We start from the raw sequence: 24,142 nt of genomic DNA on the forward strand, positions 1-24,142 counted from the left end.
AATTTTTATTAAGATTTGTAACTAAAAAATCATTTTTACTCAAATATAGCCATGACCTGAAACATTTTAACAAAATAATTACTTGCTCAAGTACCAAAAAATAATGTTTTCTAAAACGATCGATTAGGCTATAAGTAAGATTTTAATGTGATTGAATCATTGGATTAACTTTAATTTAATAAATTAATTATATTAATAAGTTATAATTTATTTTGTAAAAAATATTCAGGAGTGTATACCGTTTTACTTTTTATTAATATCTGAATTTAATTTTAAGAATCGATAGGTTGAAAAAAGACTTATAAGGCGTTCATATTTTATGGTGCAGTCTCAGTATCAATTAGTGATAAATGCAGTATGGTAAATAACTCGCCATGTTTATTATTATTTTATTTATAAGTTGAACTACAAATAAAATGTTGAGTGTAAGCAAAAAATGAAATGGTATACACTCCTGAATATTTTTTACAAAATAAATGTGAAGTTAATTGATTTGCTTTTGATTACATTCTTACTATATTCAACAAATTGATTGGTTACTACAAACTCAATTTTTTATTGTTGATATTTTCTTGAGAATAACCTAATAAGCATCACTAGAATTATAAGCACCGTTAAATACAATGCTTATAATAATTTATTGCTCTTATTTAATTTGTATAAATAAAAATGCGATTTAAAGATAACTTTATCTTCATCTTCTTCTTGCACATCTAAATGATAAGAAAAACAATGAACTTCTTTAAAAAGATTACTCTATATTTGCAAACTTATGCGTTTGAATACTGAGTAGCCACTTGTTGTCGTTGCGGTTTTGGTTAATCTTGCCAAGTAATTCAATTGTTTCAAACATATTAAATTTATCATTTTTTTCGCAAGGAGAAAGATAATAACGTTTTGCTTGAATATTTTGTTCAATATATTGGCAAAAAGGAAGAAAGTCCACATGATTTTCGGCAACAATTCGCACTTCACTTGCAGTCGGTTGTACGATTTTTTGATATCGTGCTTGATAGCAAAATTTTGGGCTAAGGGCGATATAGTCAATTAGAGGATCGACTTTACCTAATCCATTACTTTCAATAGCAATATAGTAACCAGCCTGTTTTAGTGGTAAAAGTAATTCTGGTAGCGCTTTAACCATAGTAGGTTCGCCACCGGTAATAATGATGTTTTTGCTCGTATATTGTTTAACTTTCGTCAATAACTGCTCTAATGTAAAACGGGTGTATTGGCGAAAGTTAGTATCGCACCAAACGCAATTTAAATTACAACCAGCAAAACGAATAAAAATAGCAGGCATGCCTGTGTTGTAACCTTCGCCCTGTAATGATTCGAAGATTTCAACAATGCGAAATTCTGTCATTTTTCGCTCCGATGATACTCACAGTAAGATGTTGGGGTTTCCCAGAGTTTGATCATTGAGATGGGTAAATATTGTGACAGACAATCAAAAATATATTTACTCATACCTTCGGCAGTTGTACGACAAGGAAAGGCGAAGATTTTGCGATTCATCTCTTTTAATAATGAAGCAATACGGCACTCATTAGGATTATTTTGATTATATAGATAAGCATGATCGAGAGGATCAACAATATGCTGTTTCACTATTGCTTTTAAATCAGCATAATCCATCACCATATCAGCGCTAGAACCGTTATCTATTAGATCCCCTTCAATTTCGACTAATAAGCGATAAGTATGACCGTGCAGGTTGTGACATTTTTTGTTGTGCCCATCTAACATATGACAAGCATCGAATTGAAATTCTTTAGCAATTTTGAACATGTATAATTCCTAGTTTTTTTTCGTGGGATGGATTACGAACCACGGTTAGACCACCTAACAAAATAGAGCGGCTAATATAATGGATTAATGCTTAATTGTCATCTTACAATTGTTATTCCGAGCAATATTTATTACACTAACGGTGTAAAATTGAACGTTTATATTTTGCTTATTTCAACAACAGAATATAAATTAATTTTATTGTCGATTTTTTGTAAAAAATTTTCATAAAAAACTCTTGAAATTTATCTTTCCACACTCATTTAGTAATCATGCAAATGGTTTATCTGCTTAAAGCATTTAAGCCAAATCTATTGCTCAGGAGATAGTTAATATGAGGTTAGATAAACTCACTAATAAATTCCAACAAGCTTTAGCTGATGCACAATCATTAGCATTAGGTAAAGATAATCAATATATAGAACCAGTCCATGTTTTATCCGCTATGCTTAACCAAGAAGGTAGCAGTGTCAAGCCTTTACTGGCAGCGGCTGGTGCTAATGTAGCAATGTTACAGCAAGAATTAAATCAAGCTATTGATCGATTGCCACAAGTCCAAGGCGTGGGTGGTGAAGTTATTCCATCACAAGAATTTGTCCGCGTTTTAAATCTTTGTGACAAATTAGCACAAAAAAATGGCGATAGTTATATCTCGTCTGAACTCTTTATCTTAGCGGCTTTAGACGAAAAGGGTAGTCTTAGTGATATTCTTAAAAAATCAGGGATCACAAAAGACAGATTAAATCAGGCCGTAAGTCAAGTAAGAGGAAGTGATAACGTGAACGATGCCAATGCCGAAGATCAACGTGGTGCGTTGAAAAAATATACCATTGATTTAACCGAGCGTGCTGAACAGGGTAAGCTCGATCCAGTAATTGGGCGTGATGAAGAAATTCGCCGTACAATTCAAGTATTACAACGTCGTACTAAAAATAATCCAGTGTTAATCGGTGAGCCTGGTGTGGGTAAAACAGCAATTGTTGAAGGACTTGCACAACGCATTGTAAACCGTGAAGTACCAGAAGGATTACGTAATAAGCGCGTATTGTCTTTAGATATGGGTGCTTTAATTGCTGGCGCTAAATATCGAGGTGAATTTGAAGAACGCTTAAAAGCCGTTTTAAAAGATTTAGCCAAAGAAGAAGGGCGCATTATTTTATTTATTGATGAAATCCATACCATGGTCGGTGCAGGTAAAAGTGATGGCGCAATGGATGCAGGTAATATGTTAAAACCTGCTTTAGCTCGCGGCGAATTACATTGTGTTGGCGCAACAACGTTAGATGAATACCGTCAATATATTGAAAAAGATCCCGCTTTAGAGCGTCGATTCCAAAAAGTGTATGTGGCTGAACCAACTGTTGAAGACACCATTGCTATCTTGCGTGGTTTAAAAGAACGTTATGAATTACATCACCATGTACAAATTACCGATCCGGCAATTGTGGCGGCAGCAACGTTATCGCATCGTTATATTTCCGATCGTATGCTTCCTGATAAAGCCATTGACTTAATTGATGAAGCTGCATCGAGTATTCGTATGCAAATGGATTCAAAACCTGAATCATTAGATCGACTTGAACGCCGTATTATTCAGCTTAAACTTGAGCAACAAGCTCTTAAAAAAGAGTCTGATGATGCGAGTAAAAAACGACTAGAGATGCTAAACGATGAACTTGCTGAGAAAGAAAAAGAGTATGCGTCACTTGAAGAAGAGTGGAAGTCAGAGAAGGCTGCTGTTTCTGGTACTCAGACAATCAAAGCTGAGTTGGAAAAAGCACGTACTGAAATAGAACAAGCTCGCCGTGCTGGTGATCTTAATAAAATGTCAGAGCTTCAATATGGCAAAATACCAGAACTTGAGAAAAAACTAGCATCAGCAACACAGCTTGAAGGCAAGACTATGAAGTTATTGCGTAATAAAGTCACCGATAACGAAATTGCCGAAGTATTATCTAAAGCAACCGGTATTCCTGTTTCAAGAATGCTGGAAAGTGAAAAAGATAAATTATTACATATGGAAGATGCGTTACATAAACGTGTGATTGGTCAAGACGAAGCCGTTGTTGCGGTAGCCAATGCAATTCGTCGTAGTCGAGCAGGATTGTCTGATCCAAATAAACCAATTGGCTCTTTCTTATTCTTGGGTCCAACGGGTGTTGGTAAAACTGAACTTTGTAAAGCTTTGGCTAACTTTATGTTTGATAGCGAAGATGCAATGGTCAGAATCGATATGTCCGAGTTTATGGAAAAACACTCTGTAGCACGTTTAATTGGTGCGCCTCCAGGATATGTAGGATATGAAGAGGGCGGTTATTTGACTGAAGCCGTAAGACGTCGTCCTTATTCAGTCATTTTGTTGGATGAAGTCGAAAAAGCACATCCGGATGTCTTTAATATTTTATTACAAGTATTAGATGATGGACGCTTAACCGATGGACAAGGGCGTACGGTTGATTTTCGTAATACCGTTATTATCATGACATCTAACTTAGGCTCTGATTTGATTCAAGGTCAAGTTGAGTTAAGCTATGATGAAATGAAAGCATTAGTAATGACGGTTGTAACTAAACACTTTAGACCAGAATTCATTAATCGTATTGATGAAACGGTGGTATTCCATCCACTTGGTCAAGAAAATATCAAAGCGATTGCGAAAATCCAATTAGCGCATGTTGAAAAACGCTTAGATGAACGTGGTTACCAATTGGATATTTCTGATGCTGCGTTAGAACAACTTGCTAAAGTTGGTTTTGATCCAATTTATGGTGCAAGACCGTTAAAACGAGCAATACAACAAGAGATTGAAAATCCATTAGCGCAACAAATACTATCTGGTAAGTTAGTTCCAGGTAAGACCATCCATCTTGATTTACAAGGTGATGAAATTGTAGCTAAACAATAATATCTTTAACACTTGAAAAAGCCGACCTTCAAATGGTCGGTTTTTTTATAGTTAATCCCCTGAGTTTTGTATTCCTATTAGAAATTTAACTTAAATAATCGGGATAACCTACAATCTATTACACATTTCATATCAGTAAACTCTTATCTACTTTAGTTGTAATACCATTTATTAGTTGCTACTTGGATTGAATACATCCTTCATTACCATTTTGTAAAATTGTTTAGATTTATGTTTTTCTAAATTTGATCACGAGACTAAAAAGTTAATTTGCTTTGTCAGATAAGGTGTTTTTATCACATATGTTTTAATAATTATTTTAAGAGGAATAAGTTAATTCAATCTTGCTTAATATTGCACAATATTGCATAATCTATCATATTGAATTGTTATTACTCTAAATGTAAAGTTGTAAGGAAAATGAAATGATTAAATTAATTATCAGTGATTTAGATGGAACATTTTTAAATAAACAAGGTGATTATGATCGTGAGTTATTTGCTCGGATTTATCAGAAAATGGTGCATAATGATGTTCATTTTGTTGCTTGTACAGGTAAACAGTGTGAAAGAGTCGAAGAGCTGTTTGGTGATTATAGCGATAAAATCTGGATTGTTGGAGATAGTGCAACTGCAATCAAATATAATGGTGAATTTATTTATCGATCTTTTCTGCGTAATGAGTTGGGACAAGAAATAATTAAAACCTTAAAACAGACTGGTATCGATCATGTGATTGTTGCTTGTACAGAAAAAGGTGCGGTGCTTGAAGCCGATACTCCTGAATACTTGAAACAAAAAATGAGACAATCTTATACCAATATTTTAGAAGTTGATGACCTTAGTGCTGTTACTGATGATTTTGTTAAAATTACAGTTTATGACGAAAACGAGCGTTGTCCTGAAATTCGTCCTCACTTAACCCCTTATGAAAATGAAACCTACATAGTTGTGTCCGAAGCGGCATGGATAGATATTACTGAGCAAAATGTACATAAAGGAAATACTATAAAGAAATTACAGCAGATTCTTGATGTTAGTTATCAACAGACTATGGCTTTTGGTGATGGTTATAATGATATTGAACTACTAGAACAAGCTGAATACAGTTTTGCTATGCGTAATGCTTTTGATGATACTAAAGCCGTGGCAAAATTTATAACCGGTTTTAACACCGAGAGTGCAGTGTTAAAAACGATTGAATTAATGTTAGCATTACAAGAAAAATAGTATTATCAGTAGATAGTTTGTTTTTGTATTTTTAAACAATTTCTAAATGCAAATTGAGGTTGTGAAAACCATCAATTTTTGATTGCTTACTCGCAACAATGATATCTATTTCTTCGCAAGTTGCCACTTTATAGCGTGCAACTTGTAAAACCTTATCGGCAATGACGGCTGCGACAACTTGGTTGCTTTGGGCAATGACCTCTTTTTTAAAACAGGCATCTTCATAATAAACTGCGCTCAAACCTGCTTGAGGATCGAGTCCACACACACCAATAAATGTTTGATCAAAAACCATATTATGTATTTGATTTACAGTATCAGATCCCATAGTACTGCCAGTTTGTGGGTTTATTTTACCGCCAAGTAATATCAATTCGCCATTGGTGCGACTACTAAGTAATGATGCTATTTGCGGTGAATTGGTAACAATAGTTAATTCTAGGTCATTAGGGATATATTCTGCCATGGCTAAATAAGTGGAGCCTGCATCAATAAAGATACACGTGTTCGCTTTGATTAACTCAGCACAACGCTTGGCGACGGATGACTTTTCGGCAACACTTTGTGTCATTCTTGTTTCAAAGCTTGCTGATTGTTTTAAATGACTGACTGCACCACCATATACTCTTTTGCAGATTCCATCTCGCGCAAGTTTTTGTAAATCTCGACGAATGGTATGCTCTGAAACACCCAGTAATTTAATCAAATCAGCGCTTACGACTCGACCATTTTCGTTTAATAACTGTTGAATATAAGATTGTCGTTGTTCAGGAAATGCATCGTAATCAATCATCATATACAACTCCATCAACTAATTTACCTTTATCCCAAGCCATATTCTTGTGATATATATTATCTTCGCCTATATAGTGTGGATTTTCAAAAATGATATTATTTCGTTTTAATAAGCAGGCATTGTATTCATTTTCGGTACATTGACGGCTTACGTTAGTATCAAAGTAATGTGTCTGGCATTGATTTTTTTTATGAATATAGTGTTTATTCCTATAGTGATAAACACTATCAATTTGGATAATAATTTTTTGCTCATTTTCGTCATAATCATAACATCTTTTTGTGCCAGTTGCTGATTTGTCTTTGTTGTTGAAATAGATGTTACTTCCCCACAAGTTTGTCGCTTTAAACTTACCATTGTCATTGAGATAATAGTCATAGTTATCGCCCAATCTGGCATTAAAATGATACTTTTTAATAGCTAAATCAGGTTCACCATCAAAGTTAATATCTTGCATGATAATACTGTTAAATTTGTTGTAACTGTAATTTAAATTTTGTATATGTTGCAGTAGTTTATGATTTTTTTTATTGTAAACATTAATACCAACTAACTTAATTTTATCATTTTTCTGCTTTGACAAAACGGCCGTAAAATAGAGCTTGTCTAGAGATTCTAATTGTAATAACTCAATCTGATTAAATTCTGTATTAGGTTGGTCATTGATTACAAATTGTTTTTGCAATACTACGGAGTATTGTTGATCATTTTTCCCATCGAACCAATAACCATTTAATGTTTCAGGCAAAAATTTTTGATCGTCAGCTGGTTCAATGTGCATGTTAATAAATTTAAAATAGTGACTTGAATCTTTAACTTTTATTTTATGCGCAATATTATCAAGATAGATATCTTGATTATCATACAAAACTAAACTGGTAGGATGATCGTCTTCAGTACATGAGCGAATAAATTCACATTCAGCTGATAAAACATTAAGTTGTTGTTCAGGATCATTTTGATAAACCCAAAAACCTTTATTAACCTGATTTTTATTCAGCTCATTTAATGTGGATTCTAAATATAACATAATTGGGTTGTCGGCAATGTAACCTTTATAAGCATAAATAGAACTTAATGCAGGGAAAGATATTATTAATAATAAGCTAATTAGCAAATTTCTCATTTTATTGGTTTATTTATTGATTATTCTATTTTTTAATTATGTCACAGTATAATGTCTTAAGTAATTTTGTACAGTTAAATTCAAACGTTAAATGCTAATGGTGATAGCCTAAGCTATACTCATTTCTTTTTATTTTACTGATTACTATGTTTTATATTATTTATTGATGAATGTTAATTGTTGATAATACTTAGTTAAGTCGAATCTTAAACAATTATAAATATCTAACAATTTATTTATATCCTTAAATATTTAATCAGTAATAATGCATGTTTTCAGCAATTTTAGTTAAGCCGATTGATTATCTTATGTTAGTAAAATAGTTCAGACTAATCTTTTTAATTAGTTAAAGTGCGGTTCCTCTTGTTGGAATAAAAAATTGAGAAGTATCTATATTTTCCAATTTAAGTAAGGTAATTTTTTTATCAATTCCGCCTGCATACCCAGTCAAATTACCTTTAGCCCCAATTACTCGATGACACGGAATGATAATTGATATTGGATTATGACCTACTGCTCCACCAACAGCTTGGCTAGACATGCTTGCGGTATTGGTTTTTTGCATGATCTGTTTTGCGATGTCGCCATAGGTAATCACTTGACCATAAGGAATTTGGCATAAAATATCCCAAACTAAATGTCGAAAAGGAGTACCATGTGGTGCTAAGGGTAGTGTTTCAATAGTCGGTTTTTTACCATTAAAGTAGTTATCAAGCCACCGCTTAGTTATATTAAATATGGGTAAATTTGGTTGATACTGTTTTTGATCATGTACGATTTGTCCAAAATATTTTTGGCCTTCGATCCACACTCCAACCAATTTATTTTGCTGACTAGCTAGTGTGATTAGTCCCATTGGAGAACAATAGGTGTCTAGATAAAACATAGCTATCCTTATTAAGTAAATTATTAGGTAAAGGTGCACAAATTCTATTATAGCGACTTCTTATATTATGCATATGGTTATTACTTTTTTTATTGAATATGTAAAAAGTATTAACTCTGACTATAATGTATTTAACGACTTTTAAAATAACAATAATGTTGAAAGGATGGATTATGGATTCAAACACTAAACCTGCTAACTCGATGTCTCGTGTTGCTTTAGCCAGTTTTATCGGCACTGCGATTGAGTTTTATGACTTTTATATTTATGCAACAGCCGCTGCCTTAGTTATTGGACCGGTATTTTTCCCTGACAGTTCACCATCTGCTCAGGCGTTACAATCTTTTGCTACTTTTGGTATAGCCTTTGTTGCCCGTCCAATTGGCGCCATTTTATTTGGGCACTTTGGTGACAAAATAGGGCGTAAGTCAACCTTGGTGTTTTCCCTTATATTAATGGGTGTGGCAACGACTGGGATTGGATTATTACCGAGTTATAGTGCTATTGGTTTTTGGGCACCGTTTTTGCTGTGTATTTTAAGACTTGCACAAGGATTAGGGCTTGGTGGTGAGTGGGGTGGGGCAGCATTGCTGGCAACTGAAAATGCTCCACAAAATAAGAGAGCATTGTTTGGCATGTTTCCTCAGTTAGGACCATCGGTTGGTTTTTTATTATCTAATGGTGTGTTTTTGCTGGTCACTTTATCACTCTCTAATGAACAATTTTTACAATGGGGATGGCGAATTCCGTTTTTATTAAGTGCAGTATTGGTGATTATTGGTTTATATGTGCGTTTAAAAATTGTTGAAAGTCCCATTTTTGCCAAAGCATTGCGCAGCAAACAGCAAGTTAAAGTTCCTGCGTTTAACATCTTTGTTCATCATTGGAAAGCTTTGACATTAGGTTCATTTTCAATGGTAGGTTGTTATACTTTATTTTATATAACTACTGCATTTTTATTACAATATGGCACTAAATATCTAGGTATTGCTAAAGGTCATTTTTTAGGTTTTTTATGTGTTGCCATTGTTTTTATGGCAATAGCGACTCCAATTTCTGCTCGTTTAAGTGATAAATATGGGCGTAAACCTGTGCTTGTTATTGGCTTGTTATTCGTCGCATTATCAGGCACAGTTATGACGCAGTTTATGGCAAGTGGTTCAGAACTATTGGTCTTGATCTATTTATCTCTTGAGCTGTTTTTAATGGGCATGGTGTTTGCCCCTATGGGCGCCTTTTTGCCCGAAATTTTTCCAACCAATGTACGTTATACGGGGTCTTCGGCCGCTTACAGTATTGGCGGTATTTTAGGGGCGTCTATTGCACCTATTATAGCCAATTATTTGGTAGCAAATGGTGATTTATCTTGGGTGGGGTATTATGTTGCCGTTGCTTCAATCATCAGTATTTGTGCAACATTACTCATAAAAGAGACTTTAAACAGTGATTTTACTCAATAGTGATTAAAAATAAAAAGACTCACCTTGGTGAGTCTTCTTTTATGGTATTTAGTTCTTGTTACAATTATTTGCCAAGTGCTTTACCTTTTTCGACATAGCTCATATCACCTAAACTTTCGACAATAAATTTACCGTCATCAGTATATCGAATTTTAGTAACACTTGCGTTACCTAATCCACCTTTGACTGGTGTATCAAGCCATTCTTCAACCATGGCTGTGATCGCCATACCGTGTGATACCACTAGTACATCACCACCACCATTAGCTTTGGCTGATTCAGCAATTACTTTTAACGCAGTTTGCATACGGGTTTTTACTGTTTTGTAGTCTTCTGCTTCACCTGATTTTTCAACAGCAGCAATTGCATCCATAATCTTGTTTAATCTGATTTTACCTTTTCCAAAATCTTCCATTAATTCTTTATGGCTTGGATAACCTAAATGTTTACCCGCTGGGCCCCACATGTTAGGATCAAGGTCACCTTCGTATACACCAAAGCATGTTTCGCGAAGTGCTTCCATTTCATTAACGGGTAGTGATTGACCTTTTGAATCTAAAACGATGCGGGCTGTTTGGCGTGCACGACCTAAATCGCTTGAGTAAGCGGCGATAAAGTTCACATCTTTTAGACCACGTCCTAGTTGCTCGGCAACTTCGATTCCTGGTTTGGTTAATGGAGTATCAGACCAACCTTGTGCGCGGTGAACGTTATTGAACATGGTTTTACCATGGCGAGTTACATATAAATTCACATCCGCAGCAAACGTTTGAGCAATTGAAGCGGAAAGAATTACAGATAAGCTGACAAGCTTAATAAATTTTTTGATTTTCATAGTTTCGTCCTTTTGTTATAACAAATTAAATCGATAATCAATAACGGTTTCTGCAGATAATGTCGGTGAACGCTGAGCACGACCATCTCTTAATTTTGGTGTAATGTCTTTACTGCTTAAAGTTTTATAAGACCAACCATAACCAAATTTTGCCAGAATCGATAGATTTTTAAATGTTCCACTGGAAGGTTTCCAATGATTGAACACGTTGATTTCTCCATTTTTTAAGGTTTCATGTTTATAGTTAAATTCACCATAGTTTAGATATAAACCTGTAGTGTTATCTTTAAAGAAATCATAACCTAATATGCTTGATAATACTACTTCTCCATCACGCATATAGTCAGCACCCGTAGCCGCCATACCGTTATAACGTCCACGATTGTTTTTACCTAGGTGACGTCCATAATAACCGATAGCGCCTTTACGATTAGCATCGGTATAAGCAATACCAAACTTGGCACTCCATTTCGGTTCTTTCCACTCAATATCCGCGCCATAATGCCAAGCCGAATCATCAAAATCGCGAACATTTGCTTTCATTTTGTCATGATTTTTAAGAGCAGTACTGCCATAAATTTGTGAACCTAAGATAAGTTTATCCATTGGTTTATAAGAAAATTCAATCGCATGACGTTTAATATAATCTTTTGCTTCGCCATATGAGTAATCAAGAGTGATGGATTTGTCTTTATAGGCAATACCAGCTGTTTTGATGCTATCAATTACGTACTTTCTGTCTAAACTATAAAAATGCACTTTTTGGGATGATTCACGTGGAAAGGCGCTGTCAATATAGGCTAATGATAATGCTAAATTAGAATATTTAAGTACACCACTGTAACCTAAATAACTATAACGAGTTAAATGTTGTGATGAACTAATGACCCCCATATCTTTTAAACTATGCCAACCGGCTTTACCATTAAAATTCGCTTGGTCATTGCCTAGCTTGATTTTAGCATAGCGTTGAGTAAATTTATTAAAACCATGGGCATTGTGTTTATTCGGTTTTTTACCAACGTTATAGAGTAAATTACGAGTAGCAAAGTAATCACTTGCACCAAGTTTTATTACGTTGTCATAAGTGAAGTCAAAACCAAGTGTATTGAACAAATAACCAGATTTATAATTGAACGTAAATGCTTGTCCCCATGCACTATGGACTTCTTTAGGTTGGGATGCATTTTCTTTTAAATATTTCCAATGGTTACGTGTTGAAAATTCAAATTTACTATCTTTAAAAAATGTTTCATCAGATAGGGATTTGGGTTCATAATGATGGGATGATTCACTAGCAAATACGGCATAACTGTTTATGCTCAATAGCGCCAATGTTAGATATTTTATTTTCATTGTCGTTTTCCTAACTGTGTATCCTAATTTAAAAAATGTTTGGTATTTATGGGTTTTTTACTTTTACTAAACATTTAGGCTTTGTCTGCAAAAGCAGTATCGTCCTATCTTTCCGCTTTAATTATTTTTTTAGTGATTGATTATTTCCTTCAGCCTTATTATTTATTCAAGGATAATTTTCCTAAATCCACATACTCCATATTGCCAATTTCAACGACACTGTATTTACCATTTTGGTAAACGATTTTAACAACCGTTGCATTGGATAATGGTTTGTTTTTAATTGGATCATCGGTGAGATCGGAAATCATGGCTTGCATTGACATGCCAGATGAAATCGCCAAAATATTTTTTTGATGCTTTTCTTGTGCTGTTTTTATAATGGTATTGAGTGCATTTTGAGTACGCTCTTTAACTTGTTCAAAGTTTTCCGCTTCATGTTTAGGATCACTTTTTGCAATAGCATCTGTAAGTGCTGCCACTGGAATTTGACCTTCTACATAGCTTTTATAGAAGTTATTAACAGATTTATAGCCAAGTGACTTCATTGAAGCAGAGACCATTTTTGCGTTGGTGCCGCCTTCAAACCCACCATAAAAGACTTCACGTAATCCTTTGAGTTCTTGAATTTGGTAATTTTGGACACCTTTTTGTTGTAATAGTACTTGCATGGTTTCACGTTGACGCCCTGCATCGCTGGTGTAGTAGGCATCAAATTGGATTTGCTTATCTTTAAATCCTTCTCCTAAATAACGCGCAACTTCAATCCCTTTATCGGTTAATGGCGAATCCGCCCAACCTTGTACTAAATCGTAGGTATTAAATAAAGTTTTACCATGACGAGCAAAATAGATGGTAATCTCTTCATTGTTGTTATTTACGTTATTAATTGACACTTTACTTGATGGGGTGCTGCATCCAGTTGTAAGAGTGGTTAGAACTAATAATCCAGTGGTTAATGTTATTTTTATTGTTTTATTTTTCATCGTTAGCCTCGTATAGCATAAATTATTGATATGCTAAATCAATTAGCAGGTAAGGATGATTAATCACTTACCTGCATCATTATTATTTCAAGTTCGCCCCTTTGGATGAAATTACTGATTTATACCAATAAAAACTTTTCTTTTTATAACGCTTTAAAGTGCCAGTTCCATCTTGATTTAAATCGACATAGATAAATCCATAACGTTTAGTTACTTCCGCTTTTGAAGCACTGATTAAGTCAATTGGCCCCCAACTGGTATAGCCCATCACTTCAACACCGTCATTGATTGCCTCGCGCACTTGTACTAGGTGATCGTTCATATAATTAATACGATAATCATCATTGATGGTGCCATCAGCTTCTAATTTGTCTTTAGCTCCTAGACCATTTTCAACAATAAATAACGGTTTTTGGAAACGCTCATAGAGCATATTAAGTAGATAACGGATGCCGATAGGATCGATTTGCCAACCCCATTCTGATGCTTTTAGATATGGATTTGGCACCATATCTAAAATATTACCTTTTTGGCGTAAAGAATCATCTGCGGTACCACAGCAGCTCATATAGTAACTGAATGAGATAAAATCGATGGTTTCTTTTAGATCTTCACGATCTTGATCCGTAATTTCTAACTCAATATTGTTCTCTTTAAAATAACGAGTCATATAAGTAGGATAATAACCACGAGCTTGCACATCACCAAAGAATAACCAGCCATGATTTTCTTGTAAGGTTGCCCAAACATCTTCAGGTTTTGGGGTGAGTGGATAAGCCAGTGCACCTAGTAGCATATTGCCAATTTTGGCATCAGGAATAATTTGATGACACAATTTTACAGCTTGGCTACTCGCAACAAGTTGATGATGAATCGCTTGATAAATTTGTGCTTTGGTACTGTTTCTATCAAGACCAACACCTGTAAAAGGCTCATGTAGAGACATATTAATTTCATTGAATGTTAACCAATGTTTTACTTTATCTTTATAGCGTTCAAAGACTGTTTTAGCATAACGGGTGAAGAATTCAATTACCTTTCGATTACCCCAACCACCATATTGAGTGACTAAATAATAGGGCATTTCATAATGAGATAATGTAACTAATGGCGTGATGTTATGTTTGAGCATTTCATCAAATAATTTGTCATAAAAAGCAAGACCTGCTTCATTTGGCTCTAGTTCATCACCATTAGGGAAAATACGCGTCCATGCAATGGATGTACGTAGACAGGTAAAACCCATTTCAGCAAATAAAGAGATGTCTTCTGGGTAGCGATGATAAAAATCGATCGCGCGATCTTTAATACTAGTAATATCGTTTTTATTACGGTCTACAATGTCGCCAAATAAGCCATTTGGCGTACAGTCCGATGTGGATAAGCCTTTACCACCTTCTCGGTAAGCGCCTTCAACTTGGTTGGCAGCAATTGCGCCGCCCCATAAAAAATCACTAGGAAATAGTTTAGACATGTATTACTCCTTAATCTTCAGATTTGTTTAATGCTAGTAATTCATTGCCAGCTTGAATATCATTTTGCATAAAAATAGTTTTTACATCCTTATAGTCATCAGTATTAGTAATAATTATTGGAGTTGTGACTTCAAATCCTGCCTGTTTAATGGCATCAATATCAAAGCTGACTAATAGATCCCCTTTTTTAACTTTACTACCTGATTCGATATGTGCTTCAAAATGTTGTCCATCTAATTTAACGGTGTCGATACCAATATGGATGAGTATTTCAGCGCCTGTATCAGTTACAAATCCAATAGCATGTTTGGTTCTAAATAGGGATACCACTTCTCCGTCTTCTGGAGCTAATACTTGACCAATTGTTGGAATGATTGCCGAACCTTTACCCATTAGTTCACCAGCAAAAGTAGGATCATTAACTTGATTTAATGGAATCACTTTACCTGTCATTGGGCTTGAAATAGTGATTGTGTCGACTTGTTTAATTTCATCGGTTTGTTTTTTATCTTCACTGTTTTGAGGTTGATTTTCATCGGCTGCTTTTTTATCTTTTGGTATACCAAACAGGTAAGTTACAGTTGTAGAAACACCGAATGAAATGAGAGAACCAAATACCACCGCATAGAATCTTTCATCAATTCCTGTTGGAGGAATTAATTGTAAAAATGAGAAAATACTAATAAAGCTGAACGAATAGATAACCGAATGGAAATAACCAACAATACCACCGCCAATCATTGCTGAGATACAGCCAATCACAAATGGGCGTTTTAATGGTAGATTAATTCCATAGATAGCCGGTTCTGTTACACCAAAAATGCCTGATAATACCGACGAACTGGCTAACGCTTTCATTTGTGGGTCTTTACTGCGTAACATGACAGCTAATACTGCACCGACTTGTGCAAATACTGCAGGGAACAAGATAGGCATCATAAAATCTTCGTTGTAAAGGGTAAAATTGTTCATTGCAAATGGCACCATACCCCAATGAATTCCAAAAATAACCATTACTTGCCAAAGTCCGGCTAAAATCATCGATGCAACTACTGAGTTAAGTTGATAAACGTAGATGATACCAGCAGCCACAATATCACTTAAAAATGATACAACTGGACCAATAACGGCAAACGTTAATGGTACGGTAATGATGATGCCCAGCAATGGTGCAATGAATTTTTTAAATGAATCATGCATAATCTTGTTAAAATTACGTTCTAATAACGAATAGAACCAGCTAGCGATAATGATAGGGAACACTGACGATGCATAAGGAATCAATTTAATAGGTATCATAAATAATGAAGTTTGTATTTCAAATGCACCACCTAGCATGCCAACAATATTGGGATGAACTAATGCTCCACCTAATGCCATACCAACGTAAGGATTTCCGCCAAACTTTTTAACAGCTGAAAAACCTAAAATGACCGGTAAATAGTAAAATGGCGCATCCGCAATTGCGAACAAGAAGTTATAAGTTGGAGAACCCTCATAGACAATGTTTTCAACTTGCAATAAAGCGATTATCCCCTTAAAAATACCTCCGGCGACGATTACAACTAACGCAGGAATAAATATACCGGAAACTAAATCAATTAGTTTTGAAAAAACTCCCATTTTTTTATCAGGGGCAGCATTGGTTGTATTATTTTCATTAAGATTGGTTAATTGCATTATGTCACTGAATACATCGGCAACATGATTGCCAATTACTACTTGAAATTGTCCACCGCTTTTTACTACAGTAATCACACCTTTTTGTTTTTTGAGAGATTCTGCATCAGCTTTACTGTCATCTTTTAATACAAAACGTAAACGAGTAGCACAATGAACTAGGCTTGTGATATTGTCTTTTCCACCAACTTTATTAATGATTGATTCGGCAAGTTCTTTGTTTTTCATTCCTTATCCTTATTTGTTTAACGCTTAAATAGCGCAAAAAAAAACCTAGATCTCTTATTATCAAGAGATCTAGGTTTTGCTTACATAGTAATAATTTACTATGCAATGACAATCCAGTAAATGTGATAATTAGGTTAGCATAATTTTTTATGGCATGGTATGACTTCTCAGACTGTGATTAATAAATTGTGATATATCTCACATTTATGGTTTTTTAAGTTCAGTTCTCAACCGTTCTATATGAATAGTTAAATATAAACTTTCATCATCCGTAAGTGCGTGTTGATATTGTTGAATTAGATGTAAATCAATTTGTTTAGTGCATAAGTAAGCTTGATCATATTTTTTGCGAACAATTTCGTACAGTGAAGAGTCTTGTTGCGTATGTGTTCCTTTGCTTAATATTCGTTGTGCAAAAAATTTTAAATGTGTTACAAATCGTTGGTAAGAAAGGCAATCTTCGTCATATTCAATGTTGAAATGATATTTAACAATATTAAGTATTTCGCGCATGATTTTGGTCATATTGACAATATTGGGCATGGTGCCATTTAGTTGTGCATTGATAATATGAAAGGTAATAAAGCCTGCTTCATCTTCTGGTAGTTCTATTTCAAGGCGTTTTTTAATGACTGATAATGCATAAAGACCAATTTGGAACTCTTTTGGATAGAATTTTTTGATTTCCCATAAAAAACTATTAGGAATATCAAATCCTTGCTTGTGGCGTTCAATAGCAAAATGGATGTGGTCAGTGAGTGAAATATAAATACTGTCTTGCAGTTTACTATCCATAAATTCTTTGGCATGATTGATTATAATTTGAGAAGTGGTTAATACCTCTAAAGGAATTTCAGAAAGTAACTCATTAAATTTAGGCAATATATCTTTGTTATCTAACGAAAATTGTTTTTCGATCAGATTGATATCGATTAAATCACCTTCGCGTTTTTTAAAACCAATACCTCGGCCAGTAAGGATTAACTCTTTTCCTTTATCATCCAGTGTAACAATTACATTATTATTTAATATTTTATGAACTTTCATTAAATTAAGGATAATTTTTAATTTTTTTTATTATGAATAGCTAAATAAAAATGAAAAGAAAAAAATTAAAAAAGTGTGATTAATATCAAACTTTTGTCATAATTTAGTTGCCATTAAATTATTTTTCTATCAAGGAACCAAAGTACCTATAAAAAAGCCCCGATTAAGTCAATCTTATCGGGGCTGAATTTTATGTTTTATTTATTCTTGTGCTAATAACTTATTCATAGTTTGAATAAATTTACTTGGATCACTTAATGAACCCTTTTCAGCAAGTAATGCTTGATCAAGTAATAACTCTACCCAATCTGTGAACTCACTTTCTTCTTGAGTATCTGCTATACGTTTCACCAGTTTATGGTCTGGATTAATTTCAAACGTATATTTTATATCAGGTGCTTTTTGTCCAGCAGCAGCAAACAATTTGGCCATCTGTGTGCTCATTTCGTCAGCAGCGGTTGTGACAACAGCAGGTGTGTTAGTTAAACGATGAGTTATTTTAACTTCTTTAACTTTATCACCTAATACTGTTTTTACTCTCTCAATAAATGGTTCGAGTTCTTTTTCAACTTGTTTTTGTTCTTCACTATCTTGATCAGCCAGTTTTTCAATAGATTCGTCTGATTTACTGACTGATTGGAATTGTTTACCATCAAATTCAGTTAGGTTGCTCATCATCCATTCATCAATACGATCGGATAATAATAATACCTCAATACCTTTTTTACGGAATAGCTCTAAGTGAGGGCTGTAATTTGCAGCACCATAGCTGTCCGCTGTGATGTAGTAAATTTTTTCTTGCCCGTCTTGCATACGGCTGATGTAATCTTCTAACGATACTGTTTGTGCATCACTATCAGTGTGGGTTGAAGCAAAACGTAATAATTTGGCTATCGCTTCCCGATTAGCAAAGTCTTCACCTGTACCTTCTTTTAATACTAAACCAAATTCACCCCAGAATTGTTGATATTGTTCTTTGTCATCTTTGGCTAATTTTTCAAGCATTTGTAGTACGCGTTTAGTACACGCATTACGTAAACTTTGGGTGATTTTGTTATCTTGTAGAATTTCACGCGATACATTTAATGGAAGATCATTTGAATCAATTAAACCTTTCACAAAACGTAAATAGTTTGGCATGAATTGTTCAGCATCATCCATAATAAATACACGTTGAACATATAATTTCAATCCGTGTTTATTATCGCGATTCCACATATCCCATGGTGCTTTAGCTGGAATATACAGTAAACTGGTGTACTCTTGTTTACCTTCAACTCGGTTATGGCTCCAACTTAATGGATCAGCATAATCATGTGACAGGTGTTTATAAAATTCTTTATACTCTTCATCAGTGATATCGGATTTGCTACGAGTCCAAAGTGCTTGAGCTTTATTAATTTTTTCCCATTTGACTTCTTTACTTTCTTCGTCAGTAGTTTGCACTTCAACAGGTAATGAAATATGATCAGAATATTTGCTGATAATGGAACGTAGACGCCAATCATCTAAAAACTCTTTCTCATCTTCTTTTAAATGTAAAGTGATTTCGGTACCGCGAGTTTCTTTATTATCATCTGAAATGGTATATTCACCTTCACCAGCTGATTCCCACATAACGGCTTCGTCCGCTTTAGCGGTTGCTGCACGGGTTCTCACTGTAACTTTGTCAGCAACAATAAAGGCAGAGTAAAAACCTACCCCGAATTGACCGATTAATTGGCTATCTTTAGCTTGATCGCTTCCAATTGATTCTAAAAATGCTTTGGTGCCTGATTTTGCAATGGTTCCTAAATTTTCGATGACTTCATCACGTGTCATACCAATACCATTATCAGAAATCGATAGGGTACCTGCTTCTTTATTTACCCAAATGCGCACACCAAGTTCAGCATCACCTGCATATAAATCTGGGTTTTCTAATGCTTTGAAGCGAAGTTTATCGGCTGCATCAGATGCATTGGAAATTAGCTCTCTTAAAAAGATCTCTTTATTGGAATATAAAGAATGGATCATTAAATGTAGAATTTGTTTAACTTCTGATTGAAATCCACGAGTTTCAGTGCCTTGCTTACTCATTGACTAGTTCCTCTACTATATTTAGTTATTTCAATTCACGCTATCTGCTACATGACGTTATTATCGACAAACTTATATGATTTTAATCGATTTATTATGTAGCTTTAGTCGTTAATATTTACTGAATAATATTAATATAATGGTTTGAATTATTGTTGTATTGCTATATGGGAATAAAAATTAGGATTTCAATACAAGTTAGTAAAATTTATTAATTGTTTGTCTGTTTTTTGTTAAATAAGAGGTATAAAAAAGCCTTGATGGATATCAAGGCTTATAATATATAATGTAATTTTGATATTATTTAGATAAATCCATAAATCAAAATGAAGATAACCGCAACAGGAACAATAAATCGAGATACAACGGTCCAAATACTGAACCAAAATTCATTTAAGTTTAACTCCTCACGGATACGTTTTTGATTCATCATCCATGCTCCAAACACTACCGTGCCTAACCCGGTAACAGGTAACATGATTTTGCTCGTTAAATAATCCAGTAAATCAAAAATGTTTTTATCAAATAATTTTACGTCTGACCATTCATTAAATGACAAAATACAAGCGATACCTAACGCCCAAATGAAAACACTGCTTACCACTGTTGCTGTTTTACGCCCCATATGGGTTTTTTCTTCTAATAATTCAACTGTTGGTTCAAGCAAAGATATTGAGGAAGTTAACGCAGCAAAAGTTAAGAAAATAAAAAATAAACAACCTAAAATAGTTCCTCCAGCCATATTACCAAAGGCAATTGGAAGTGTAACAAAAATAAGCCCAGGACCAGAACCTGCTTCTAAACCATTTGCAAATACGAGTGGGAATATCGCCATACCAGATAACATTGCTACTATTACATCTAAAATCACCACAGTACGTGCGGTTGATAGTAAATTTACATCTTTACCAAGGTAAGAACCGTACGCCATCATTATGCCCATACCTAATGATAAGCTAAAAAAAGCATGCCCTAAAGCTGCTAAAATTGCGGTGCCATTTAGCGCTGACAAATTTGGGGTAAATAAAAATTTAAATGCTTGACCGAAAGATGGACCACTCACATAAGCGGCATAGCCAACTAGTACCAGTAGCAATATGCCTAAGCCTGGCATCATGATTTTACATGATCGCTCTAAACCAGCACCAACGCCCAAAGCAACGATAAGAGTATTAGCCGCCATAAAAACGGTATGCCATATTAATAAACTGTTAACGTTGCCAAGAAAATCATTAAAAATTTGACCGGTGCCCGCACCATCAACACCATTAAATGTTCCTTTAATTGCTAAAAAGATATAATCAGTCGCCCAGCCACCAATCACACTATAAAATGAAAGAATTAAAAATGAACCGAGTACACCTATAATACCTACCCATTTCCATGATCTAGAACGGCCTTCAGAAACAGCAACATCTTCCATAGTATGAATTGGATTTTTTTGCCCACGACGACCAATTAACCATTCTAAGACCAAAATAGGTAAACCAATTAAAAACATGAACAATAAATAGGTCAACACAAATGCTGAACCGCCCATTTCACCCGCCATATATGGAAACTTCCAAATGTTTCCTAACCCAACAGCAGAACCAGCAGCAGCAAGCATGAATCCCATGCGTGAGCTCCACTGAGAGTGATTTTTTTTCATAGTACCTGTACTCATGAATATTTACCTTGCCCTCAAAATAATTATTTAATTGTAGCTTTAATTAATGTCTAACCATTACTTTATTAGAAGCGTAAAGTTGCAAATCATGCCATGAAATACAAGGGGAAACAAGAATTCATTGTAAATTTTAATATAACTGTCTATTTTAAAATTAGAATTATTTATTATGATAAAACTTATCGTGTTGACAATTTGAAAGTTTTATTTTAAATATACTAATTACTCACTCGTATTTTATTGATATTGCATTTAATTTTATTCTTTTATTCATACCGACCATGACATAAAATACAGTCTGATTAATTAAATTTTTGGATAAACGAGATCCCATGACACAAAATATTGATTTCAATGAAATAAGTAAATTTTCTCAGTTAGCAGCTCAATGGTGGGATCCAAATGGCAAATGCAGACCCCTCCATATTATCAACCCTCTACGTGTGGATTATATTAAACAACAGGTAGGTTGTTTGGAAAACAAACAAGTATTAGATGTCGGCTGTGGGGGAGGCATTCTATCCGAAAGCCTTGCTAAATTTGGCGCTGATGTTACAGCGATTGATCTTGCAGATGAATCACTGGCAGTTGCCCAGCTTCATGCAAAAGAAAATAACTTAGTTATTAATTACCAAAAGCAAACCGTTGAAGATCATGCTAAAGAGCATCCTACTTATTATGATATCATTACCTGTATGGAACTTCTAGAACACGTACCGGATCCATTTTCGATTATCCAAGCTTGTGCAACGCTACTTAAACCGAATGGCAAACTCTTTTTATCTACTATAAATCGTAATCATAAAGCCAAATTATTGTTGATTTATGGTGCAGAATACATTGCTCGAATGGTACCAAAAGGGACTCATGATTTTAATCGATTTATTCGTCCATCAGAATTAATGAATTGGGTAGAACAAGCGAAATTAGATGTCGAAGATATTATAGGCATGGAATATCACATACTCAAAAATGAATTTAAGTTGGGACCAAACATTGATGTTAATTATATTTTAACAGCCCAAAAAACCTCAAATTTGTAAAATGTGATCTAATTCTCATTTTAGACATTTTTTCCATTATTTTTTTTATTTTCCTCTATAATCCTGAATGTTACCGATAACATATTAGATTATTCTAGAGGAAATATTCATGCCGTTAATCATTATAGCTATAGGCGTAGCTTTATTACTTGTCTTAATGTTGCCGCTGCGCGTCAATGGTTTTATTGCCTTGATTCTTGTCGCATTAAGTGTTGGTATCATGGAAGGTATGCCGGTAATGGCAGTGGTTCAATCCATAAAAAATGGAGTGGGAGGAACGCTAGGTAGCTTAGCATTAATTATGGGTTTCGGTGCCATGCTGGGCAAACTATTAGCGGATTGTGGTGGCGCACAGCGCATTGCAACAACGTTAATTAATACGTTCGGCGATAAAAAAATACAGTGGGCTGTTACCCTTACGGGTTTTATTGTTGGATTTGCCTTATTTTATGAAGTAGGTTTTGTTTTATTGCTACCGCTCATATTAACCATTGCAGCAACGCTTCGTATATCCCCATTATATATTGGTATTCCTATGGCGGCTGCTTTATCTGTTACTCATGGTTTTTTACCTCCTCACCCTGGACCAACCGCTATCGCCGAAATATTTAAAGCTGATATGGGACGCACTTTACTTTACGGTACCATCATAGGTATTCCAACTGTAATTTTAGCCGGTCCTGTACTTGCCAAGATGCCTTTTATACGAGCCATTAATCATCCGATTGAAGACGGATTGTATAATTCAAAACAATTTACTGATGAACAGATGCCAAGTTTTGTTGTCAGTGTATTTACTGCTTTAATACCAGTTGTACTCATGTCAATTCGAGCAGTATGTGAAATGACTTTACCAAAAGGGCATTTAATTCTGCCTTATGTAGAATTTTTTGGTGATCCAATTATCGCTACATTGATTTCAGTGATTGTAGCGGTGTTTACCTTTGGCATTTTCCGTGGGCGTTCAATGGCTCAAATCAATACGACTTTAGCGAATTCAATTAAAATCATCGCCATGATGTTATTGATTATTGGCGGTGGTGGCGCCTTTAAACAAGTTTTAGTTGATAGTGGCGTTAAAGTTTATATTGAAGAGATGATGCATGCATCTAATATATCACCACTTATTATGGCTTGGTTAATTGCTGCATTATTGCGATTAGCTCTTGGTTCAGCAACGGTTGCGGCATTAACTGCAGGTGGCATTGTATTCCCATTAATCGCTTCCACAGGCGTGAGTCCAGAATTGATGGTGATTGCGACTGGAGCAGGTAGCGTGGTGTTTTCTCATGTTAATGATCCTGGATTTTGGTTGTTTAAAGAATATTTTAACCTTAGCATCACCGAAACCATGAAATCGTGGTCATTGTTAGAAACTGTCATTTCGGTGTGCGGATTGGTAGGTTGTTTAGCGATCAATATATTTATCTAATTTACCGCATTTTTATTTTTTCCTTAGTGGATAATTCTACTAAGGAATTTTTCTTAAATACCGCTGGTCTTTTTGCGCAAAAGTGAGTAGAATGCATCGGCAATATTTTATCAACAACT

General features: G+C 34.6%; 18 protein-coding genes and 1 riboswitch. Of the genes, 5 read left to right on the forward strand and 13 right to left on the reverse strand.

The features are described from left to right. Window positions 1–751 precede the first annotated feature (751 nt). A complete protein-coding gene (locus A9G17_RS11655; protein ID WP_065738852.1) occupies window positions 752–1,366 on the reverse strand; it encodes a 7-carboxy-7-deazaguanine synthase QueE in 615 nt (204 codons plus the stop codon). Further along, complete coding sequence (gene queD / locus A9G17_RS11660) at window positions 1,363–1,791, reverse strand: 6-carboxytetrahydropterin synthase QueD (RefSeq protein ID WP_065738853.1); 429 nt, start codon at window positions 1,789–1,791, stop codon at window positions 1,363–1,365. The genes A9G17_RS11655 and queD overlap by 4 nt, the downstream gene beginning before the upstream one ends. Window positions 1,792–1,794: 3 nt before the next feature. Next, a riboswitch (PreQ1 riboswitch) is annotated at window positions 1,795–1,840 on the reverse strand. Window positions 1,841–2,125: 285 nt separating this feature from the next. Between queD and clpB the strand changes: the two genes are divergently transcribed. Both clpB and A9G17_RS11670 read left to right on the forward strand, forming a co-directional pair. Continuing rightward, window positions 2,126–4,696, forward strand: coding sequence for an ATP-dependent chaperone ClpB (gene clpB / locus A9G17_RS11665; RefSeq protein ID WP_025315949.1), 2,571 nt, complete (start codon window positions 2,126–2,128; stop codon window positions 4,694–4,696). 425 nt (window positions 4,697–5,121) lie between these two features. Further along, window positions 5,122–5,925 (forward strand): Cof-type HAD-IIB family hydrolase, encoded by an 804-nt coding sequence (locus tag A9G17_RS11670; RefSeq protein WP_065738854.1) that lies wholly within the window; start codon window positions 5,122–5,124, stop codon window positions 5,923–5,925. A gap of 31 nt (window positions 5,926–5,956) precedes the next feature. Here the strand turns inward: A9G17_RS11670 and A9G17_RS11675 are convergent, their stop codons facing one another. The 3 genes from A9G17_RS11675 to A9G17_RS11685 form a co-directional block, all read right to left on the reverse strand. Next, window positions 5,957–6,721: a DeoR/GlpR family DNA-binding transcription regulator gene (locus A9G17_RS11675; protein ID WP_216354420.1), complete on the reverse strand. Its 765-nt coding sequence runs from the start codon at window positions 6,719–6,721 to the stop codon at window positions 5,957–5,959. Next, the gene (locus A9G17_RS11680) at window positions 6,711–7,847 is read right to left on the reverse strand and encodes a hypothetical protein (protein WP_141677592.1); all 1,137 of its coding nucleotides are present in this window, start codon (window positions 7,845–7,847) and stop codon (window positions 6,711–6,713) included. Before A9G17_RS11680 ends, A9G17_RS11675 begins: the two co-directional genes overlap by 11 nt. Before the next feature lie 346 nt (window positions 7,848–8,193). Continuing rightward, entirely contained in the window at window positions 8,194–8,733 is a 540-nt protein-coding gene (locus A9G17_RS11685; RefSeq protein ID WP_065738856.1) for a methylated-DNA--[protein]-cysteine S-methyltransferase, read from the reverse strand. Window positions 8,734–8,906: 173 nt separating this feature from the next. Between A9G17_RS11685 and A9G17_RS11690 the strand changes: the two genes are divergently transcribed. After that, complete coding sequence (locus tag A9G17_RS11690) at window positions 8,907–10,193, forward strand: MFS transporter (RefSeq protein ID WP_081301757.1); 1,287 nt, start codon at window positions 8,907–8,909, stop codon at window positions 10,191–10,193. A 64-nt stretch (window positions 10,194–10,257) separates the two neighbouring features. On the opposite strand, the gene A9G17_RS11695 is transcribed toward A9G17_RS11690, so the two are convergent. From A9G17_RS11695 to A9G17_RS11730, 8 genes are all read right to left on the reverse strand, one after another. Beyond that, on the reverse strand, window positions 10,258–11,028 hold the full coding sequence (locus A9G17_RS11695) for a histidine phosphatase family protein (protein ID WP_065738858.1): 771 nt from the start codon (window positions 11,026–11,028) through the stop codon (window positions 10,258–10,260). A gap of 15 nt (window positions 11,029–11,043) precedes the next feature. Then, a complete protein-coding gene (locus A9G17_RS11700) occupies window positions 11,044–12,384 on the reverse strand; it encodes an OprD family outer membrane porin (RefSeq protein ID WP_065738859.1) in 1,341 nt (446 codons plus the stop codon). A gap of 158 nt (window positions 12,385–12,542) precedes the next feature. Next, complete coding sequence (locus A9G17_RS11705) at window positions 12,543–13,370, reverse strand: histidine phosphatase family protein (RefSeq protein ID WP_081301758.1); 828 nt, start codon at window positions 13,368–13,370, stop codon at window positions 12,543–12,545. A gap of 82 nt (window positions 13,371–13,452) precedes the next feature. After that, window positions 13,453–14,844 carry a glycoside hydrolase family 1 protein gene (locus A9G17_RS11710; RefSeq protein ID WP_065738860.1) on the reverse strand — a complete coding sequence of 464 codons (1,392 nt, stop codon included), beginning with the start codon at window positions 14,842–14,844 and terminating at the stop codon, window positions 13,453–13,455. Between the two features lie 10 nt (window positions 14,845–14,854). Continuing rightward, window positions 14,855–16,753, reverse strand: a complete 1,899-nt coding sequence (locus tag A9G17_RS11715; RefSeq protein ID WP_065738861.1) for a beta-glucoside-specific PTS transporter subunit IIABC — start codon at window positions 16,751–16,753, stop codon at window positions 14,855–14,857. Window positions 16,754–16,957: 204 nt separating this feature from the next. Further along, window positions 16,958–17,800, reverse strand: coding sequence for a BglG family transcription antiterminator LicT (licT, locus tag A9G17_RS11720; protein WP_065738862.1), 843 nt, complete (start codon window positions 17,798–17,800; stop codon window positions 16,958–16,960). A gap of 201 nt (window positions 17,801–18,001) precedes the next feature. Beyond that, window positions 18,002–19,879 (reverse strand): molecular chaperone HtpG, encoded by a 1,878-nt coding sequence (gene htpG, locus A9G17_RS11725; protein WP_065738863.1) that lies wholly within the window; start codon window positions 19,877–19,879, stop codon window positions 18,002–18,004. A 304-nt stretch (window positions 19,880–20,183) separates the two neighbouring features. Beyond that, window positions 20,184–21,545 carry a sodium-dependent transporter gene (locus A9G17_RS11730; RefSeq protein ID WP_216354770.1) on the reverse strand — a complete coding sequence of 454 codons (1,362 nt, stop codon included), beginning with the start codon at window positions 21,543–21,545 and terminating at the stop codon, window positions 20,184–20,186. 335 nt (window positions 21,546–21,880) lie between these two features. Here A9G17_RS11730 and ubiG point away from each other — a divergent pair, with 335 nt between their 5' ends. Together ubiG and gntT are read left to right on the forward strand one after the other, a co-directional pair. Continuing rightward, complete coding sequence (ubiG, locus tag A9G17_RS11735) at window positions 21,881–22,591, forward strand: bifunctional 2-polyprenyl-6-hydroxyphenol methylase/3-demethylubiquinol 3-O-methyltransferase UbiG (RefSeq protein WP_065738864.1); 711 nt, start codon at window positions 21,881–21,883, stop codon at window positions 22,589–22,591. Between the two features lie 109 nt (window positions 22,592–22,700). After that, window positions 22,701–24,023, forward strand: coding sequence for a gluconate transporter (gene gntT / locus A9G17_RS11740; RefSeq protein WP_065738865.1), 1,323 nt, complete (start codon window positions 22,701–22,703; stop codon window positions 24,021–24,023). Window positions 24,024–24,142 lie beyond the last annotated feature (119 nt).

It is taken from the genome of Gilliamella sp. wkB7, assembly GCF_001693435.1.
Classification (GTDB): Bacteria; Pseudomonadota; Gammaproteobacteria; order Enterobacterales; family Orbaceae; genus Gilliamella; species Gilliamella apicola_N.

What these genes read in the sequence shown, in the direction of transcription:
- A9G17_RS11695 (WP_065738858.1), bottom strand. Translation starts at nt 11,028, where the DNA reads ATGAAAATCAAAAAATTTATTAAGCTTGTCAGCTTATCTGTAATTCTT.
- gntT (WP_065738865.1), top strand. Translation starts at nt 22,701, where the DNA reads ATGCCGTTAATCATTATAGCTATAGGCGTAGCTTTATTACTTGTCTTA.
- clpB (WP_025315949.1), top strand. Translation starts at nt 2,126, where the DNA reads ATGAGGTTAGATAAACTCACTAATAAATTCCAACAAGCTTTAGCTGAT.
- A9G17_RS11685 (WP_065738856.1), bottom strand. Translation starts at nt 8,733, where the DNA reads ATGTTTTATCTAGACACCTATTGTTCTCCAATGGGACTAATCACACTA.
- A9G17_RS11705 (WP_081301758.1), bottom strand. Translation starts at nt 13,370, where the DNA reads ATGAAAAATAAAACAATAAAAATAACATTAACCACTGGATTATTAGTT.
- A9G17_RS11655 (WP_065738852.1), bottom strand. Translation starts at nt 1,366, where the DNA reads ATGACAGAATTTCGCATTGTTGAAATCTTCGAATCATTACAGGGCGAA.
- queD (WP_065738853.1), bottom strand. Translation starts at nt 1,791, where the DNA reads ATGTTCAAAATTGCTAAAGAATTTCAATTCGATGCTTGTCATATGTTA.
- htpG (WP_065738863.1), bottom strand. Translation starts at nt 19,879, where the DNA reads ATGAGTAAGCAAGGCACTGAAACTCGTGGATTTCAATCAGAAGTTAAA.
- A9G17_RS11710 (WP_065738860.1), bottom strand. Translation starts at nt 14,844, where the DNA reads ATGTCTAAACTATTTCCTAGTGATTTTTTATGGGGCGGCGCAATTGCT.
- A9G17_RS11690 (WP_081301757.1), top strand. Translation starts at nt 8,907, where the DNA reads ATGGATTCAAACACTAAACCTGCTAACTCGATGTCTCGTGTTGCTTTA.
- A9G17_RS11730 (WP_216354770.1), bottom strand. Translation starts at nt 21,545, where the DNA reads ATGAGTACAGGTACTATGAAAAAAAATCACTCTCAGTGGAGCTCACGC.
- licT (WP_065738862.1), bottom strand. Translation starts at nt 17,800, where the DNA reads ATGAAAGTTCATAAAATATTAAATAATAATGTAATTGTTACACTGGAT.
- ubiG (WP_065738864.1), top strand. Translation starts at nt 21,881, where the DNA reads ATGACACAAAATATTGATTTCAATGAAATAAGTAAATTTTCTCAGTTA.
- A9G17_RS11700 (WP_065738859.1), bottom strand. Translation starts at nt 12,384, where the DNA reads ATGAAAATAAAATATCTAACATTGGCGCTATTGAGCATAAACAGTTAT.
- A9G17_RS11670 (WP_065738854.1), top strand. Translation starts at nt 5,122, where the DNA reads ATGATTAAATTAATTATCAGTGATTTAGATGGAACATTTTTAAATAAA.
- A9G17_RS11715 (WP_065738861.1), bottom strand. Translation starts at nt 16,753, where the DNA reads ATGAAAAACAAAGAACTTGCCGAATCAATCATTAATAAAGTTGGTGGA.
- A9G17_RS11675 (WP_216354420.1), bottom strand. Translation starts at nt 6,721, where the DNA reads ATGATGATTGATTACGATGCATTTCCTGAACAACGACAATCTTATATT.
- A9G17_RS11680 (WP_141677592.1), bottom strand. Translation starts at nt 7,847, where the DNA reads ATGAGAAATTTGCTAATTAGCTTATTATTAATAATATCTTTCCCTGCA.